Origin of the sequence: Collinsella sp. TM05-38, from assembly GCF_003466445.1 — a bacterium.
Lineage (GTDB): Bacteria > Actinomycetota > Coriobacteriia > Coriobacteriales > Coriobacteriaceae > Collinsella.
The window spans coordinates 1-16,895 of record NZ_QSPM01000019.1 but is presented as its reverse complement, the minus strand read 5'-3'; the positions used below and the strand labels follow the sequence as shown (position 1 = coordinate 16,895).

16 protein-coding genes, 1 tRNA gene and 1 other RNA gene are annotated in these 16,895 nt (G+C 60.1%); 13 read left to right on the top strand and 5 right to left on the bottom strand.

Annotated elements, in window-relative coordinates:
* The first annotated feature begins 131 nt into the window (after positions 1-131).
* The 3 genes from DXD49_RS09285 (at position 132) to DXD49_RS09275 (ending at position 3,310) form a co-directional block, all read left to right on the top strand.
* Positions 132-1,166, top strand: a complete 1,035-nt coding sequence (locus DXD49_RS09285; protein ID WP_117794807.1) for a YeiH family protein — start codon at positions 132-134, stop codon at positions 1,164-1,166.
* Positions 1,167-1,432: 266 nt separating this feature from the next.
* A complete protein-coding gene (locus DXD49_RS09280) occupies positions 1,433-2,650 on the top strand; it encodes a helix-turn-helix domain-containing protein (RefSeq protein ID WP_117794806.1) in 1,218 nt (405 codons plus the stop codon).
* Between the two features lie 84 nt (positions 2,651-2,734).
* Positions 2,735-3,310 (top strand): hypothetical protein, encoded by a 576-nt coding sequence (locus DXD49_RS09275; protein WP_147347848.1) that lies wholly within the window; start codon positions 2,735-2,737, stop codon positions 3,308-3,310.
* Positions 3,311-3,373: 63 nt separating this feature from the next.
* On the opposite strand, the gene DXD49_RS09270 is transcribed toward DXD49_RS09275, so the two are convergent.
* Positions 3,374-3,895 carry a nitroreductase gene (locus DXD49_RS09270; RefSeq protein ID WP_117734865.1) on the bottom strand — a complete coding sequence of 174 codons (522 nt, stop codon included), beginning with the start codon at positions 3,893-3,895 and terminating at the stop codon, positions 3,374-3,376.
* Between the two features lie 295 nt (positions 3,896-4,190).
* Here DXD49_RS09270 and DXD49_RS09265 point away from each other — a divergent pair, with 295 nt between their 5' ends.
* From DXD49_RS09265 to DXD49_RS09250, 4 genes are all read left to right on the top strand, one after another.
* Entirely contained in the window at positions 4,191-4,481 is a 291-nt protein-coding gene (locus tag DXD49_RS09265) for a hypothetical protein (RefSeq protein ID WP_006235631.1), read from the top strand.
* A gap of 180 nt (positions 4,482-4,661) precedes the next feature.
* Entirely contained in the window at positions 4,662-5,162 is a 501-nt protein-coding gene (locus DXD49_RS09260; RefSeq protein WP_117794804.1) for a MarR family winged helix-turn-helix transcriptional regulator, read from the top strand.
* Entirely contained in the window at positions 5,162-6,886 is a 1,725-nt protein-coding gene (locus tag DXD49_RS09255) for an ABC transporter ATP-binding protein (protein ID WP_117794803.1), read from the top strand. Before DXD49_RS09260 ends, DXD49_RS09255 begins: the two co-directional genes overlap by 1 nt.
* Before the next feature lies 1 nt (position 6,887).
* Positions 6,888-8,894 (top strand): ABC transporter ATP-binding protein, encoded by a 2,007-nt coding sequence (locus DXD49_RS09250; protein WP_199569029.1) that lies wholly within the window; start codon positions 6,888-6,890, stop codon positions 8,892-8,894.
* A gap of 107 nt (positions 8,895-9,001) precedes the next feature.
* On the opposite strand, the gene cysE is transcribed toward DXD49_RS09250, so the two are convergent.
* A complete protein-coding gene (gene cysE, locus DXD49_RS09245) occupies positions 9,002-9,706 on the bottom strand; it encodes a serine O-acetyltransferase (protein ID WP_117717063.1) in 705 nt (234 codons plus the stop codon).
* A gap of 223 nt (positions 9,707-9,929) precedes the next feature.
* Between cysE and DXD49_RS09240 the strand changes: the two genes are divergently transcribed.
* Both DXD49_RS09240 and DXD49_RS09235 read left to right on the top strand, forming a co-directional pair.
* On the top strand, positions 9,930-10,577 hold the full coding sequence (locus tag DXD49_RS09240; protein ID WP_117734868.1) for a DedA family protein: 648 nt from the start codon (positions 9,930-9,932) through the stop codon (positions 10,575-10,577).
* Positions 10,578-10,864: 287 nt separating this feature from the next.
* Positions 10,865-11,917 (top strand): branched-chain amino acid aminotransferase, encoded by a 1,053-nt coding sequence (locus DXD49_RS09235; RefSeq protein WP_117734869.1) that lies wholly within the window; start codon positions 10,865-10,867, stop codon positions 11,915-11,917.
* Positions 11,918-12,216: 299 nt separating this feature from the next.
* Here the strand turns inward: DXD49_RS09235 and DXD49_RS09230 are convergent, their stop codons facing one another.
* A complete protein-coding gene (locus DXD49_RS09230) occupies positions 12,217-12,768 on the bottom strand; it encodes a LemA family protein (RefSeq protein WP_199406608.1) in 552 nt (183 codons plus the stop codon).
* Positions 12,769-12,979: 211 nt separating this feature from the next.
* On the opposite strand from DXD49_RS09230, the gene DXD49_RS09225 reads away from it, so the two are divergent.
* On the top strand, positions 12,980-13,564 hold the full coding sequence (locus tag DXD49_RS09225) for a TetR/AcrR family transcriptional regulator (protein ID WP_117734871.1): 585 nt from the start codon (positions 12,980-12,982) through the stop codon (positions 13,562-13,564).
* Between the two features lie 3 nt (positions 13,565-13,567).
* Here DXD49_RS09225 and DXD49_RS09220 read toward each other — a convergent pair.
* A tRNA-Ser gene (locus DXD49_RS09220) sits at positions 13,568-13,657 on the bottom strand.
* Between the two features lie 51 nt (positions 13,658-13,708).
* Between DXD49_RS09220 and tadA the strand changes: the two genes are divergently transcribed.
* From tadA to DXD49_RS09700, 3 genes are all read left to right on the top strand, one after another.
* Positions 13,709-15,490, top strand: coding sequence for a tRNA adenosine(34) deaminase TadA (tadA, locus tag DXD49_RS09215; protein ID WP_117794802.1), 1,782 nt, complete (start codon positions 13,709-13,711; stop codon positions 15,488-15,490).
* Positions 15,491-15,624: 134 nt separating this feature from the next.
* Positions 15,625-15,720: signal recognition particle sRNA small type (gene ffs / locus DXD49_RS09210), an RNA gene on the top strand.
* A 340-nt stretch (positions 15,721-16,060) separates the two neighbouring features.
* Positions 16,061-16,351 (top strand): hypothetical protein, encoded by a 291-nt coding sequence (locus DXD49_RS09700; protein WP_158564888.1) that lies wholly within the window; start codon positions 16,061-16,063, stop codon positions 16,349-16,351.
* A 46-nt stretch (positions 16,352-16,397) separates the two neighbouring features.
* Here DXD49_RS09700 and DXD49_RS09200 read toward each other — a convergent pair.
* A partial coding sequence (locus DXD49_RS09200) for a hypothetical protein (RefSeq protein WP_233541790.1) occupies positions 16,398-16,895 on the bottom strand: 498 nt, incomplete at its 5' end.

The window sequence follows — 16,895 nt, the reverse complement described above, 5'->3', positions numbered from 1 at the left end:
CTCCGCGGTGGGTAATTCAATCGCCGCCCGATAACTTTTGCGACATTTTTTCCTGCGCTTGCGCGGGATTGCGCTTAGCGTTGTCGTTTCATAAGTCGTCGCAAACGTGAAATAGGAAGAAGGAATCCCATATGCAACTGGCAAATATCGTACGCGAGCGCTGGAAGGGCGTCTTGTTCTGCCTGATCATCGCCATTCCCGCAACGCTGCTCGGCAAGCAGATCGAGGTGGTTGGCGGGCCGGTATTTGCCATCCTCTTTGGCATGGTCCTGGCTCTCGTCTTTCCCAAGAATCGTCGCGAACCGCTCGCTGCTGGCGTCACCTATACATCCAAAAAGATCTTGCAGTACGCGGTTATCCTGCTTGGCTTTGGCATGAACCTCTCGCAGATTCTGTCCAAGGGCGCCCAGTCGCTGCCGATTATCGTGGCGACGATCTCGACCTCGCTTGTTGCCGCCTTCGTGCTCTGCCGCGTCATGAACGTGCCGAGCAAGATCGCGACGCTTGTGGGTGTGGGTTCGTCGATTTGCGGCGGTTCTGCCATCGCCGCGACCGCACCCGTCATCGATGCCGACGATCGCGAGATTGCCCAGGCTATTTCGGTCATCTTCCTGTTTAACGTTATCGCGGCGCTCGTGTTTCCGACGCTCGGCGGCATGCTCGGGCTGACCAACGAGGGCTTTGGCATGTTTGCCGGCACCGCCATCAACGACACCTCGTCGGTAACGGCTGCGGCGAGCGCCTGGGACAGCATGCATCCCGGTGCCAATGTGCTCGAGAGCGCCACGGTGGTCAAGCTCACCAGGACGCTGGCCATTATTCCCATTACGTTGGTCCTCGCATGCTGGCAGATGCATCTAGCGCGCAAGGCTGGCGGCGACGCCAAAAGCACGTTCTCGCTTAAACGCGCGTTTCCCATGTTTGTGCTGTTCTTCGTGCTGGCGAGCGTGATCACCACGGTGCTTCAGCTTCCCGCGTCCGTTATGGCACCTATCAAGGAGCTTTCGAAGTTCTTTATCGTGATGGCCATGGCGGCTATTGGTTTCAATACCGATATCGTTGAGCTGGTCAAAAAGGGCGGTAAGCCCATTGCGCTGGGCCTTTGCTGCTGGATTGGCATTGCGTGCATGAGCTTGGGAATGCAGTACGTGCTGGGAATCTGGTAGAGAAGTAGCCAGTTTGCGTGTTGGCTGCTGGTGAGCGCATTCTCACGGTGGAGCGATAGGAGCTCTTGCGGGTATGGCTTGTCCGCAGGTTGATAGGTCCCGAAGAGCTCTTATCGCCCCGCCAGGATGGCGATGCGGGGCAACACCTATACTCGCAGGACGGCGCTTTCTGCCCTATAGTGTTTGGTGAGCAATATCGTTCAATTTTGAAACACTCGGTCGTGCGACCGTCGGCGGTTGCACATCGCCGCGGACAGGGGCAAATCATGGATAGCGATTCCAAGCTGAACATCTTTACCGAGGCCCTGGCTGCTGCCGGGGCCTCGGCATTGGCAATCGATGCGCGGGGGGACGTCGCGATTTCTACCATGAATGACGCGGCTCTTGAGCGGGATGTGGCGGCTTTTGTTACCGAACGCCTCGACCGTATAGGAGACGGCGCGCGTCTGGTTATGGGACGTGCGGGTGCGCGCCTGAGTCTGACCGTTCGCCCCACCGACAAAGAGGGCGGGGGGCTTTGGGTCGCCGTGGTCCGCGAGGTGCGCGGCGCCGCGGCACATGCGGGCATCGAATGGCTCAATGCCGACGAAGTTGAGGCCCGCTACGAATCGAGCGCGTACGGCATCGTTGAGGGGGCGGCCTCGATGGCTGCGCCGGTCGCCGAGAGCTACGCGCGCGGAGTGCCCCTTATGCTCGAGGGCGAGCTGGGGGCGGGTCAGGTCGAGATAGCCAAGCGCCTCTATCTGGACGGTCCTTTTGCCGATCAACCCTTTGTTTCCGTCGCGCTCGATGAGCTCACCGATCGGGGTTGGCGCCATGTGCTCAAAAGCTCCGAATCGCCGCTGTTTCAAACAGGGCTGACCCTTTGCATTGAGGGCTGGAATGCGGTTGGTCCCCAGCGCCTCCGCGAGCTCGTTTCCACGATGGCCGACACCGCGTTGGCGACGCGCTGCCATGTGGTGCTGACGGCGAACGACATGCCGGGCGGCAGCGAAAGTGATCAAGCCGCCTTTGTGACCGAGCGCTTCGCCTGTGCGGTGAGCGTGGCGCCGGCGATTGCCGAGCAGGGAGCCGCGTCGACAAAGGTTGCGCGCTATTTGGAATATCTCGCTGATGCATTTGGGACGGCAGCACCCACGCTGTCCGCCGCGGCGACGAAGACGCTCGATGCTTACCGCTGGCCGCGCAATTATCTGCAGCTCCGCGAGGTCTCGGAACGACTGTATATATTGGTGGGGGCGGGCACGGTGGACCGCGCTGTGGCGGAGGAAGTGCTCGCCCAAGAGGACGTGATTAAGACCGCAACCTTTGGCGCCCCGACGCTCGAAAGTGACCTGTATATCCTGCGACCGCTGGCAGATACCGAGCGAGATATCGCGCATCTGGTTGTAGATCATCTCCACGGCAACCGAACCCGTGCGGCGGAGGTGCTGGGCATAAGCCGTACAACGCTGTGGCGCTTGCTGAAGGACGATGACCGTTGAGCGAGGCGCCCGTGACCGCGCGCGACGCGTGTGCTACAGTCCAAAGCGTTATTGTTTCGATTTGGTTACGGCGTGCGAGGGCATATGGCTGAGACTTCAAAACCGAGCCGCAGAAGACGGAGCGCCGCGCCGGTTAACCGACGCACGACATCGGTGACGTGGGGCAAACACGCCTCGGGGTTTGATGGCTCGTTCAAGCGCACTAAATATGGCTATCCTTCGGCAAGCGCTCGCTTGGCCATGCAGGCCGAGTCGTCGCTGTGGGGCCGCAGGCGCGTGGTGGGCTCAAAGCTCAAGCACGACGGCACACTCGGTTACATCAGCCGCGGGGCGGCTCGCCGCAGCGGGCTCAATCCCGCCGGCTGGCATCGCTACGTGCCGATCGTGGTTGTCGTTGCAGCGATCGTCATCGCGCTCGCTGCGCTTGGCTACGCCGGCGGCGGCGCCAACTTGGACGCAATGTTTAAATCGCCCGAGCTCGCGCATGCAGGCACAGAAGTTGTTGAGGGCGCACAGGTCCAGACGGGCGTCGTGCCCCAGCGCGGTATCGTCGCGGCGGCCACCACCATCGCCGATGCGCAAAAGGACGAAGACGAACAAAGCAGCGAAGCCGAAACGACTCACACGAACGAAACGACGACAACGGCGACGTCAATATAAGTTGCGAGAGGGGTAGCTAAAATAGCCCCGTCCCAAATTAGCTACCCCTATGACGCTCCTGGGTTACCTTACGTAGACGACGTTGTCGCGGCGCGGCTTTGCCTCGGGAAGCGCGTCTTCGGCATAGCCCAGAATGCAGTGACCGACGCCGCGTAGGCTTCCGTCGGCGGGTAGACCCCAGCTGGCCAGTAGCTCCAGACCCTCGGGCGAATCGAAAACCTCATGCGCGCGATGAATCCAGCACGAATCAACGCCCAGCGCATAGGCAGCATTGAGCAGGTTACCCATGGCAAGCGAACCGTCTTCCAGATGCGTGGGCACGCTGCGGTCGACCAGCACCACCACAACGGTCTTGGCGCCATAGAAGGGGTCGCTGTTGCTGCCCATGACTTGCGCGTTGAGCTGTGAGAGACGCTCAGCGGTCGCGGGGTCGGTGACGGCGACAAACGTCACCGGCTGGCGGCCCATGCCGCTCGGTGCATATTGGCCGGCTTCGATAATACGTGCAAGCTTTTCGGCCTCGACGGGGCGATCGCTGTATTTGCGACAGCTGCGGCGGTGAATGAGCGCTTCGATAGTCTCCATGGTGTCTCCTTGCGATGGCGTTGCAGATGCCCCGTTCATACCCGTCGGGCTCAAACGATAGACGGTCAATTGCCCGGCCAAAAGGATAGATTCCAATTGGGAAAGTAGGTTTGCATAAAAGTACCTTCAGAATGTGACAAACCAATGGGATGGTTAAACGTTTTATCCCGTCTACCCTGCGGTTTTTTACCACTTGCCTAAATGACGAACGCATAACCTCTGATAAAGGTTTTACTAAAGGAGTACCAACGTTTATCAACGCGCCGTGGTGGCGCCGGGCCAGGAGGTAACTATCATGTTCCAGGCTGGAGATGTCGTCGAGACCGATTTCGAAGGATTTCTGAAGCTGCTGCGTTCCAAGACGCGCGCTTTCGTGTCGATCAACGATCACGAGTACTACATCACGCACACCGATGGCTATTGGCGTGTTCAGGATTGCGAGGCCCTCAACGACAAGGGCCACTTTACTGACTGCTCCGAGCTCGTCAATACGGTCTGCGAGGTCGTCGAGCTGCCGTGGATTGCCGGCAAGAGCCTGCATGATAGCTTCTCGGGCGCTACGGTCTATGAGGCCGTCGCCGCTTAACAGGCAATAAAACCCGAATTTCAGGTGACCGCTGGCGCTGCCCCCGCGCCGGCGGTCTTTTTCTGCCGATAGGCCATAAAAGTGCAAACATTTGCGGAACGCCTGTTGACGATAGTCAAAACTCGGACTAATCTAGAGACATAAATTGGTCAAAAATCGGACAATCGAATGGTGGGATAGATGAATAGTGCGGTTACGCTGGTCGACTTCGACCGGTTGCTCAATGGACTCGACCATATCTATTCGGAGTTCTCGCGCGCCTGCGGTCTTTCGGACTGCGCTTACTGGATGCTCGTCGATACCAGCACGGCGGGCGGTAGCATCGCTGTGAGTCGTCTGACAAGCGAATGGTTCTACAGCAAGCAGACTATCAACTCGGCAATTAAAACCTTGACGGCGCGGGGCTTTGCAACGTTGGAGTTTGCCGAAGGCAGTCGTAAGAACAAGGTTGTGAGCCTGACCGAAGAGGGCAGGCGATTTGCCGAGCGTTATGCGCTGCCGGCACTCAAGGCCGAGCAGCGAGCCTTTGGCGCGCTTGAGCCGTGTGAGCAGCGCGAAATCATGCGCCTAATCGGAAAATTTTCCCATGCGCTCGGCGATGAGTGCGATGCCTTTAAGCAGCATATCGCTGCCGAGAGCCAGGCCGAGAATCAAGGTGAGGGGGAGTCGTGCGACTGTTAATGAGGTTTTTGAAGCCCTATCGAGGGCTTGTCGCAGTGACGCTGCTGGTGCTGCTGGTGGATAACGTCGGTACGTTGCTGGTTCCCACGATGCTGGCGAACATGGTCAACACCGGTATTACCACGGGCGATGTCGACTACATTTTACGCAACGGCCTATACATGTTTATCGCGACCAGCATGGCTAGCGGCGGCACGGTGCTGGGCTGCTATCTTTCGGCGCGCCTGGCCGCCAACGTGGCTTGCGATATCCGCAATGCCGTGTACGACAAATCGCTCGAGCTCGCGGCCAGCGATTTTGAGCGCTTTGGCACCGGATCGATGATCACGCGCTCGCTCAACGACATCAACGTGATTCAGCAGGCGATTCTGCAGACGATTCAGCTGGTGCTGCCCGTGCCGTTTTTGGCTGTGGCGGGCATCATCTTCGCCTGGTTTATCGATCCCGCCATGGGCACGCTTCTGGGCGTAGTCGTTGCGATTGTGCTGGTGGCGGCGGTCTTTACGGTTGCCAACGCGGCGCCGATCTTTATGCGCCTGCAGAGCTTTATCGACCGCATGAACGTGGTGCTGCGCGAGAACATCGTGGGCGTGCGCGTCATCCGCGCATTTAACAAGGAGCGCCATGAGGAGCAGCGCCTGGACGAGGTGTTTAGCGATTACGCGGACAATGCCATTAAGGTCAACCACCTGTTTGTGGGGCTCGACAGCTCCAGCTTCTTTTTGATGAACATCGCCGAGGTGGCGGTGCTGTGGGTGGGCGGCAACCGCGTGGGCGCCCATGCGATGCAAATCGGCAGCATCTCGGCCGTGCTGGAGTACGCGATCCTGATTCTGTTCTTTGTGATGATGGCGCAGATGGTGGTGCTGACGCTTCCGCGCGCCGCGGCGTGCCTCAACCGTGCGCAGCAGGTGTTGGAGATTGAGCCGAGTATCGTGGATGGCGAGCGTACGCTGGGTGACGGGGCGCCTGCCTTCGAGGACGATGCGGATGCAGTCGCCGTGTTCGATCACATGTCGTTTCGCTTTGACGACGCCGACGAGGACACTCTGTGCAATTTGAACTTTACTTGTCGACGCGGTCAGACGACCGCGATTGTGGGCTCGACGGGCTCGGGCAAGTCGACGGTGGCCAAGCTCCTACTGCGCTTCCACGATGCCACCAAGGGCGTCATTCGCCTGGACGGCGTCGATCTGCGCGAGCTTTCGCAAAGTGAGATTCGCGGGCGCATTGCCTATGTGCCGCAGAAGGCGTGGCTGTTCTCGGGCACCGTGGCAAGCAACCTGCGCTTTGGCAACGAAGACGCGACTGAGGCAGACATGCTTCATGCGCTCCAGGTTGCCCAGAGCACCTTTGTGCTCGATCAGCCGCAGGGGCTCGATACCCCGGTGGCGCAGGGCGGCACGAACTTTTCGGGCGGCCAGCGCCAACGTCTGGCCATCGCCCGTGCGCTCATGAAGCATGCCGATCTATATATCTTCGACGATAGTTTTTCGGCCCTGGACTTTAAGACTGATGCCGCCCTGCGCCATGCGTTGCAAGACGAGACGCGCGACGCTGCGGTGCTCATCATCGCGCAGCGCATCTCGACGATCTTGCATGCCAACCAGATCGTGGTGCTCAAGGACGGCGAGGTCGTGGGCCTAGGCACGCACGACGAGCTCATGGAGACCTGCGAGGTGTACCGCGCTATCGCGGAATCGCAGATGAAGGGAGGTGAGTAGCATGACCGAGGAGCTCAAGAAGCAGGGCGGCGTTGATGACGCCGCTGCCGCGGGATTGGTTGAGGAAACGGCTGCCGCGGTACCCGAGCTGGACGATGCCGCCAAGGCAGCGGCCGAGCGCGAGGCTCGTCGCCAAGCGCTGTACGAGGAAAACGAACGAGCCGAGGACGAGCGCGCCCGTGCCGAGGCAGAGCGTATGCGCGACGTGGACGACGAAGACGAGGACGAGACGCCTCGGGATACCTGGGCGACGGTGCGCCGTTTGTGGAACGAGGCTACCGGCGACCATTGGCGCTTCTATATCGTGTTCGTGAGCATCGTGTTCTACGTCATCTTTAACACCGCCGCGCCGGCATACAGCGCTCATGTCATCGACGAGCTGTGGGGCCAAATACAGGCGGCGTTTGCCAGCGGAACCACCTTTAGCATCACCTGGGACCAATGCGGTAAGACCATCTTTGTCTACTTTTTAATCTGGACGGCCGCCGGATCGTTCTATGCACTGCAGAGTTTTTTGATGTCGAGTGTTGCTGAGCGCCTCAACCTGCGCCTGCGCAACCGCATCGCGCAAAAGCTCAGCCGTCTGCCGCTCGCTTACTTTGATGCGCATCGCCCCGGTGAGGTAGTCAGCCGCGCGACCAACGACCTGGACAAGATGTCCGAGAGCATGCAGCGCGGATTGCTGCAGCTGCTGATGTCGATCGGCACCGTGACGGGCGCCATCATCATGATGTTCGTCTATAGCGTTAGGCTCACGTTGATCTTTTTGGGTTTTACGGCGGTATCGCTGCTGGTGACCAAGGTGGTCTCGCACCGCACGCATGACGTAACCGGTGAGCGCCAGGAATGGGTCTCCAAGATTACGAGCGCGGTTGAGGAGGGTTACTCGGGCCGTCTGGTGATTCGCGCGTTCAACCGCGAACGCCAGAGTTCTGCCGAGGTGCACGAAGCCTCGGGCGAGCTGGCGCGCGTGAGTGCCAAGGCCGACTTTATGATTAACGCCGTCGGCCCTGCGGTGCGCTTTATCGGCCGTTTGGCGCAGATCGTGATCGCGCTGGTGGGCTGCAGTATGCTGGTTGCCGGTCACATGACCGTCGGCGTGTTCCAGGCGTTCTTCCAGTTTATCTACGAGGCGTCCGAGCCCATGACGCAGTTGTCGTTTACCTTCAACTCGCTGCAGAGCGCGCTGGCGAGTGCAGAGCGCGTGTTCGACCTGCTCGATGAGCCCGAGATGGAGGCCGATCCGCTGCCGGACGAGGCCGCCAAGCTGCCGGGTCGCGTTGAGGGTCGCGTCGCTTTTGAGCATGTACGCTTTGGCTATTCGCCCGACAAGCCGCTTATGCGCGACGTGTCGTTTACCGCCGAGCCGGGCCAGAAGATCGCCGTGGTGGGAACCACGGGCGCGGGCAAGACTACGCTCATCAACCTGCTCATGCGCTTTTACGAGATCGACGGTGGCCGCATTACGCTCGACGGCGTGGACACGAGCCGTATGGACCGCGGCGAGCTGCGCCAGCAGTTTGGCATGGTGCTGCAGGACGCCTGGCTATTTGATGGCACGATTGCGCAGAACATCGCCTACGGCTGTCCCGAGGCGACGCGCGACGAGATCGTGGCGGCTGCGCGCGCCGCGCAGGTCGACTTCTTTGTGCGTACCATGCCGCAGGGTTATGACACGCGGGTGGCCAACGATGCCGAGAGCATTAGTCAGGGCCAGCGCCAGCTGCTGACCATTGCACGCGTGCTGCTCAACAACCCGGCGATTCTCATCCTGGACGAGGCGACGTCGAGCGTGGACACGCGCACCGAACTTGCCATCGGCCGCGCCATGGACGCGCTCATGCGCGGGCGCACCAGTTTTGTGATCGCGCATCGCCTGTCGACGATCGTGGATGCCGACCTGATTCTGGTCATGGATCACGGCAACATTATCGAGCAGGGCACACATAAGGAGCTGCTCGCAGCCGAGGGCGCTTACGCCGACCTCTATCTGAGTCAGTTCGCCTAAGGTGACAAAGGGACAGTCCCCTTGTCACATCGAAAAGAAGGCCCGCCGGGGGATTGATTCCCTGGCGCGCCTTCTTGCGTTGATGCGGGTCTGTACCGTCCGCAGCCCTAGCGTTCGTCCACGAGCTTGGCGACGAGGGCCTTGAGCTCCGCCACCTCTCGCTCGAGTTCTTTGACGCGGCGGGCGTTCTCGGTGATGCCTTGGCGGTTGAGGGCACTCTGCTCGGCGGCGTCATCGGGCATGTACTCGCGATGCTGCTTGGCGTCGAAACTCTCCTCGAACACGCGGCAGCCGTTGCGCTTGATGATGCGTCCCGGCACGCCCACGACGGTGCAGTTGTCGGGCACGTCTTTGACGACGACCGAGTTGCCGCCGATCTTGACGTTGTTGCCGATGCGGATGTTGCCGAGCACCTTGGCGCCCGTGCCCACGGTGACGTTGTTGCCGAGCGTTGGGTGGCGTTTGCCGGTCTCGTTGCCAGTACCGCCGAGCGTGACGCCCTGATAGAGTACGCAGTTGTCGCCCACAATGGCGGTTTCGCCGATGACGACGCCCATGGCATGGTCTATAAAGAAGTGCTTGCCAATCTGCGCGGCAGGGTGAATTTCGACGCCAGTGATATGGCGGGTGATTTGCGAGAGCACGCGGGCGAGCGAGCGATGGCCGTGCTCCCAGAGCCAGTGCTCGGGTACGTGGTTCCACTTGGCGTGTAGGCCGGGATAGGAGAGGAAGATGACCAGGCCGTTTTGCGCAGCGGGATCCTGTGCCTGGACGGTCTTGATGTCCTCGCGAATGGTATTGATAAAGCTCACCGGCCGCCCTCCCTTAGCGCCGCGACAATGCAATTCAATAAAGTATAGCGATTAGCTAGGGATTAGAAAGGGCAATCTTGCCTGCTTTGCGCGACAGGTGTCAATTATGCAAACTTGCTGGTAATGAAGTCACGCTTTTGTAAGGTCGTGTGCGTGGCCGTGTCGTAACCGTATACTGGTCAACTTGGACGTGTCCGCGCCCACAACTGAGAGGTTTTACTTCATGGGTTTCATCAATTTTATCGCCGAGCTGCTTAAGGATCCGCGCACTGCGATCGCCGGCTGGATCGCCGCCGGCCCGCTTATGGCGTACGGCTGCGTGTTCCTGATTATCTTTATCGAGACGGGCGTAGTGTTCTTCCCGTTCCTTCCCGGCGACTCGCTGCTGTTTGCCTCGGGTTTCTTTGCCCACAACGGCGGCTTTAACATCGTGGCTCTGTTGGCCGTCGCATGGACGGCTGCCATCTTGGGCGATCAGTGCAACTTTATGATCGGTCATTTCTTTGGCCAAAAGATCATCGCCTCGGGCAAGGTGAAGGCCATGACGCCCGAGCGTATCAAAAAGTCCGAGGACTTCCTGGACAAGTGGGGCCACCTGGCCATCTTCCTGGGTCGCTTCTTCCCGTTTATCCGCACCTTTGTGCCCTTCATCGCCGGTATGGGCGGCATGCACTGGCGTAACTTTGTCATCTATAACGTGCTGGGCGGTATCACCTGGTCGACGGTCTTTACGCTGCTGGGTTACTTCTTTGGCGGCATTCCCTTTGTGCAGGAGCACTTTGAGCTGCTAATCGTTGGTATCGTTGCCGTGTCGATCATCCCGACTGTGGTCGGTCTGGTTAAGGCTAAGCTGGGCAAAAAGAACGCGTAGCTCGAGCCAGCGCGCAAACCGTGCCGTTGAAGCCCGTCACCGTTTACGGTGGCGGGCCCTTTGCTTCGGTCAAATGAAAATACTTTAGTTAGTTAAAGAAAAACGTTTTATCCAACGCATGCGGGGAGTACAATCTCGTGCATGCGAACCGACGTGCCATCGGCTTTGATGCTGTTCGCGTGTCCCGTCCGGCTCTACGCTCCGGGCGTGCGACGTTGCGACGCGGTCGGCCTCGGTCTTTGCGTGCGGGTTCGCGAGTATGCAACTGTGTATGTAAGGAGCGACATATGGCTGTCGAAAAGAAGGATATCGATTGGGGTAGCCTTGGCTTTGGCTACATGAAGACCGATTACAGCTACGAGGCTCATTGGAAGGATGGCGAGTGGGACGAGGGTGGCCTGACCACCGACCACACCCTGCATGTCTCCGAGTGCGGCGGCATCTTCCATTACTGCCAGGAGGTCTTTGAGGGCCTGAAGGCCTATACCGCCGAGGACGGCAGCATCGTCTGCTTCCGTCCCGACATGAACGCCGAGCGTATGTATAACTCTGCCCAGCGCCTCGAGATGCCCCCGTTCCCCAAGGACAAGTTTGTTGAGGCCGTCAAGCAGGTCGTTTCTGCCAACGCCGCCTGGGTTCCGCCTTTCGGCTCCGGTGCAACCCTGTACGTGCGTCCATTTATGATCGGCTCCGGTGACGTGATCGGCGTGGCTCCCGCTCCTGAGTACACGTTCCGTATTCTCGTGACCCCGGTCGGTCCGTACTTTAAGGGTGGCCTTAAGCCCGTCAAGCTGCGCGTTTCCGAGTACGACCGCGCCGCACCGCACGGCACCGGCAACATCAAGGCCGGCCTTAACTATGCCATGTCCCTCAAGCCCACGATGGAGGCCCATCGCGGGGGCTATGCCGAGAACCTGTATCTCGACTCCGAGTCCCGCACCTATGTCGAGGAGACCGGCGGCGCGAACGTCCTGTTCGTGAAGGAGGACGGCACCCTCGTCGTTCCGCAGTCGCACACCGACTCCATCCTGCCCTCCATCACCCGTCGCTCGCTCGTTCAGGTTGCCGAGGATCTGGGCATGACCGTCGACCAGCGTCCCGTCGAGTGGGCCGAGGTCAAGGCCGGCACCTTCGTTGAGTGCGGTCTGTGCGGCACCGCTGCCGTCATCTCTCCGGTCGGCGAGATCGACAACAAGGTTTACGGCGCCGACGAGACCGTGACCTTCCCGGCTGGCTACACCGAGATCGGCCCTGTGATGAAGAAGCTCCGCGAGACCCTGACGGGCATCCAGTCTGGTGCTGTTGAGGATAAGCACGACTGGGTTTACACCGTCGCGTAATTATCCTTTCCTATTCGGGCGGAGAGCAAGTTCCCTCCCGGCGCGTCCTCGGACATGCAAGAAGCCCTCGCTGCGCACTTCGTGCGGCGAGGGCTTCTTGCGTTCTGCGGAGTGCGCCGGGAGGGAACTTGCTCTCCGCTCTGCGGGAACGACGTTGTCGCAACAGGCAACAATTAATCTGAATAAAGATGGCGTCCGGCCTTTTGGCCGCGCGTTGTGCGTGGATACGAAAAGGGCCCAAGGTTTGTGCCTTGGGTCCCAAAGGGTTGATGAACTGGCTTAAGACTCTGCCTTGTTGTTTAGAACTTGACGGTCGGGGTCTGGCGGGCGGCCTCAGCTGCCTCGAAGCCCTGGCGCTCCTTAAACTGGAAGATGCCGGCAAAGATGACAGCCGGGAACGTCTGAATGGCGTTGTTGTAGCTGAGCACGCAGTCGTTGTAGCTCTGGCGTGCATAGCTAATCTTGTTCTCGGTATCCTCGAGCGACGCCTGCAGCTGCGTAAAGTTGGTGTTTGCCTTAAGGTCGGGGTAGGCCTCGGCTACGGCGAAGAGCTGGCGCAGCGCACCGGTCAGCACGTTGTCGGCTTCCATCTTGGCCTCGGGCGTGGTGGCCTTGACGGCGGTGTTACGCGCGCTGATCACGGCGGAGAGCGTCTCCTGCTCGTGCTTGGCGTAGCCCTTGACGGTCTCGACTAGGTTGGGGATCAGGTCGTTGCGGCGCTGCAGCTGCGTATCGATGTTCTGCCATGCGTTATCGATGCGGTTGCGCTTGGTGACCATGTTGTTGTAGATGCCGGCGATGGCGCAGACAATCACAATAACAACAACGATGCCGATGATGACGGGAAGCATGATGTCTCCGTTTCGAATGGCCGCGGCGGCATGCGCCAGCTGCCGTTGGTATAACGCTACTAGTATACCCGCAACGTTTTGTCGTGCCGAACTTTCCGGTAAGCGTTATGTTTTCGGCGGGGTTGGCACCGGGGCAAAGCGCGCGAGATACAGGTGTAAGATATGCGACAGATTGACGAGTGTTGTCTTTACCCTGAGGATGGCGATACCAGTGGACCTTCGCATTAAGAAAACCTACCGCGCCCTGTTCGATGCCTTCACCGAGCTTCTCGAGGAGCATCGATTTGAGGACCTGACGGTTGCCATGCTGTGCGACCGCGCCATGATTCGCCGCACGACGTTCTACAAGCACTTTCGCGACAAGAACGATTACTTTGCCTTTTATATCGATGAGCTTATGTCGGGTTTGCCGCAAAAGCGGGCTGGCGAGGGCGGCACGGTGTCGGCCGACGACGTGCGCGTGCTTCGCCACGAGGTGTTCACCGACGCCATGGACCTGATTCTGGCCCATGAGCAGCTCATGGACAACATTTTGGCGAGCAGCATGTCGGGCATGCTGACCAGCATGATTTGCGATCGCATTGCCCGCTCTATCCGCGAGCGTGTGATGAGTGCGCTAGACGAGGACGCGCTTGCGCCCGTGCCGCTCGACACGACGGCTGAGTTTGTCGCCGGCGGCATTATTCGGCTCTTTACTATGTGGTGGGAATCGGGTCACGATCTGGAGCGTCGCTCCGAGATGGCTGACGTTGTCGATGCGCTGTTCGAGCGGACCATGACGCCGGTGCATCGCTAAAAGTGGCGGAGAGAGGGGGATTCGAACCCCCGGAACGCTCTCGCGCTCAACGGTTTTCAAGACCGCCGCATTCAACCGCTCTGCCATCTCTCCGTGAGTCGTAATGATAGCATCGTTTTGAATCTGCAACAGGGAAGGCGAACGATGACGATCACCGAAATCGACGAGAAGTTCATGCGCGAGGCGCTGGCGGAGGCTCGCGCCGCCGCTGCGGTGGGCGAGGTGCCCATCGGAGCCGTGGTAGTGCGCGACGGCGAGATCGTCGCGAGGGCGCATAATCGTCGCGAGCTCGACCAGGACCCTTCGGCGCATGCAGAGTTCGCGGCCCTGTGCGCTGCCGCTCAGTCGCTCGGTCGCTGGCGCCTTTCCGATTGCGCGGTCTACGTGACGCTCGAGCCTTGCTGCATGTGTGCGGGGCTTATGGTCAACGCGCGCGTGGGGCGCTGCGTGTATGGCGCGGCTGATGCCAAGGCCGGCGCACTGGGTTCGCTGTACGATCTGAATGCCGATTCGCGCCTGAATCATCGGTTTACCGTGGCGGCTGGGGTCCTGGCAGACGAGTGTCGTGAGGTGTTGAGCAGCTATTTTAGTGGGCTGCGTGGCACCGATGGTGCTGGCTGCGGTTGTGGGGGCGATCTCGAGGCGCATGCCGCTCATGCCGAGGCACTCGCGTGTGCCGAAGATATTGCCGTTGAGGCGGTCGATTTTGGTGTCGCATGCCGCCGGCCCCGCCGTGTGCTGCTGGCGATTGATTCCTTTAAGGGTAGCGTGTCGAGTGCGCAGGCAGAGGAGGCCGTTGCCGAAGGCATGCGCCGCGTTTGGCCCGATGCCGAGGTGTGCACATTGCTGCTGGCAGATGGTGGCGAGGGAACGCTCGATGCTATCGCCGCATGCGGTGGTGAGCTCTCGACCTGCGAGGTGGCAGGTCCCTTGGGCGAACGCGTGTCTGCTCGGATGCTGGTGGACGGCGAGCGCGAGTCGGCTGTTATTGAGATGGCCGAGGCGGCGGGTATTGGGTATTCGCCCTGTACGGAGTCGGCGGCGTTGGCGGCTTCGACCTATGGCGTGGGCGAGCTCATGCTTCGCGCAGTCCGTGCTGGGGCAAAGACTATCTATATTGGTCTGGGCGGCAGTGCCACCAACGACGGTGGGGCCGGCATGCTGCAGGCGCTGGGCGCGCGTGTGGTCGATGACCAGGGCTGCGATGTCGCCCCCGGTCTTGCCGGCCTTGAGCGGGTGGCGAGCGTTGATTTGGCGCCAGCGCTTCGGGCGCTGAACGGTGCGCGTGTCGTGGTGCTTTCCGATGTCGAGAATCCGCTCGTGGGGCGTCGGGGCGCATTGGCGGTGTTTGGCGGGCAGAAAGGCTTGCCGACGGGTGACGCCGAGGCGCTGAGCAGGTGCGACAGCTGGATGGTCGGCTACGGTCGTCTGCTCGATACGGCAATTGTCGAGGCTCGAGCCCAGGGGTTGTTGCGCGCACCCGAGGGCGCACGGACATTTGGCTCGGTGCTTGGCGTGCCCGGCGCAGGTGCCGCCGGCGGCCTGGGTGCCGCGCTGCTGGCGCTCGGTGCGGAGCTACGCTCGGGCGTGGAGACGGTGCTCGATCTCGTGGGGTTTGACGAGCGTGTACGCGATGTCGACCTGGTCATAACGGGCGAGGGCAATATGGACGAGCAATCCGCCGCCGGTAAGGCGCCGGTGGGTGTGGCCCGCCGTGCCAAGCGCTATGGCAAGCCGGTTGTTGCCGTCGTGGGCGGTCGTGCCGACAACCTGGATGCGGTGTACGAGCAGGGCATCGACCTTGTCCTGCCGATCTGTCGCAAGCCCATGGACCTGGAGCGGGCACTCGATCCGCAAGAAGCCGCAACCAACCTCATCTGCGCCGGCGAGTCTGCCGCGCGAGCCTACGACCTCGGCCGCCTCTAGAAAAGTAGTCATTTTGGGACGGGGCTTTTTTGACTACCCACCAGTCAAAAAGTAGTCAAAAAAGCCCCGTCCCAAATTAGCTGTCTTGCCCCATCGGGCGGGAGCGGGTAAGATATATCGAGCGCCTAGCGCGTTCGATGGGTTCGGATGACGACATGTTCCGAATCTGGTCAGGTCCGGAAGGAAGCAGCCATAAGGAGCCTCTGTCGGGCATCCGGATCCATCGAGCGCACGGGCTTTCTTTTTGCGCGGTTTTACCAAACCGCGCAATGCTCGACGCTGCGCGCCACCCAGAGCGACAATTTGTCATTCAAAAGGCAAGGCATGACCAGAAGGTCTATGCCTTGCCTTTTTCATGCCAACTTGTTCGCTCTGGATGGCGCTCGCTGACTGCGCCAAGACATCAATGGCTACGTGGTTCAAGAGACGGCGGCGTTGCCATCTGTTTTTACAAGTAAGGAGGCCCGTTTCTCTGGTTTTGGTTGGGGAAACGGGCCTCTTTGTCTATGGGCTTGTAGACTGGTGGGAGCGATATGCTCTGGCAGCTATTTTGAGTTCTTGATGCGGCGTGTGGCTGCGGTGGTTATTCCGAGTCCTGCGGCGGTGATTCCTGCGAGTGCGATTGCGCTCGGTGCTGTGTCGCCCGTGTTCGCGAGCTTGCCGTCGGTCGTATCTGCTTGCTTGGTGGAGCTCGATGGAGCGTATTTGCCGGTCGCGGGCGAGCTGGCGGGCTGTGCCGTTTCGGCCGGCTGCGCTGAGCTGGAGGGTTTTGTCGTCTCGGCGGGTTTCGTTATCTCGGGCGAGGTGGCCTTGTCTGCCGCGGCCTTTGCCTCTTCGTATGCCTTGCAGGCGTCGTCATAGGCCGCTTGCGCCTTTTCCAAATCGCCGAGGAGTGCATTTCGCTTGGCTATGTCCTCGTCGATGTGGGCTTTAGCTTCCTCTGCCTCACTTTCGAAATACTGAACCCGTTTTCCTGGCTTTCGAGCCGGCGTTGGTAGCGGTGAAGATCATCTTCACAAGATTCTTCTCGCCTTTCTGCCGCCATGATCTCACTGCGCAACTGCTTAATATGCTCCTTAATAGCTGTGCTGGGCGCCTCGTCGCCGAGCTCCTTGAGTACCTTATCTAATTCTGCCTGAAGGCCGCTTGTCCGGTTGTGGGCCTCATCGTATTTGGCTTGGGCTGCATCGACGTTCGCTTGCATGGCGGGAAGGGGTTCCCTCCGTTTGGCGGCTTCCGTCACCACCATGTCGTGGATCTCTTGAAAACTGGCAATGTCATCATCGATTTCCGCAAGTTTCTCGGGACTTGCGGCGTCTTTTGCGGCTTCGAGGTTTTTGAGCGCTTCCTGCATGGCTGCATACGCTTTTTCTTTGGCTCTGTTAGACCAGGATTGACATACATG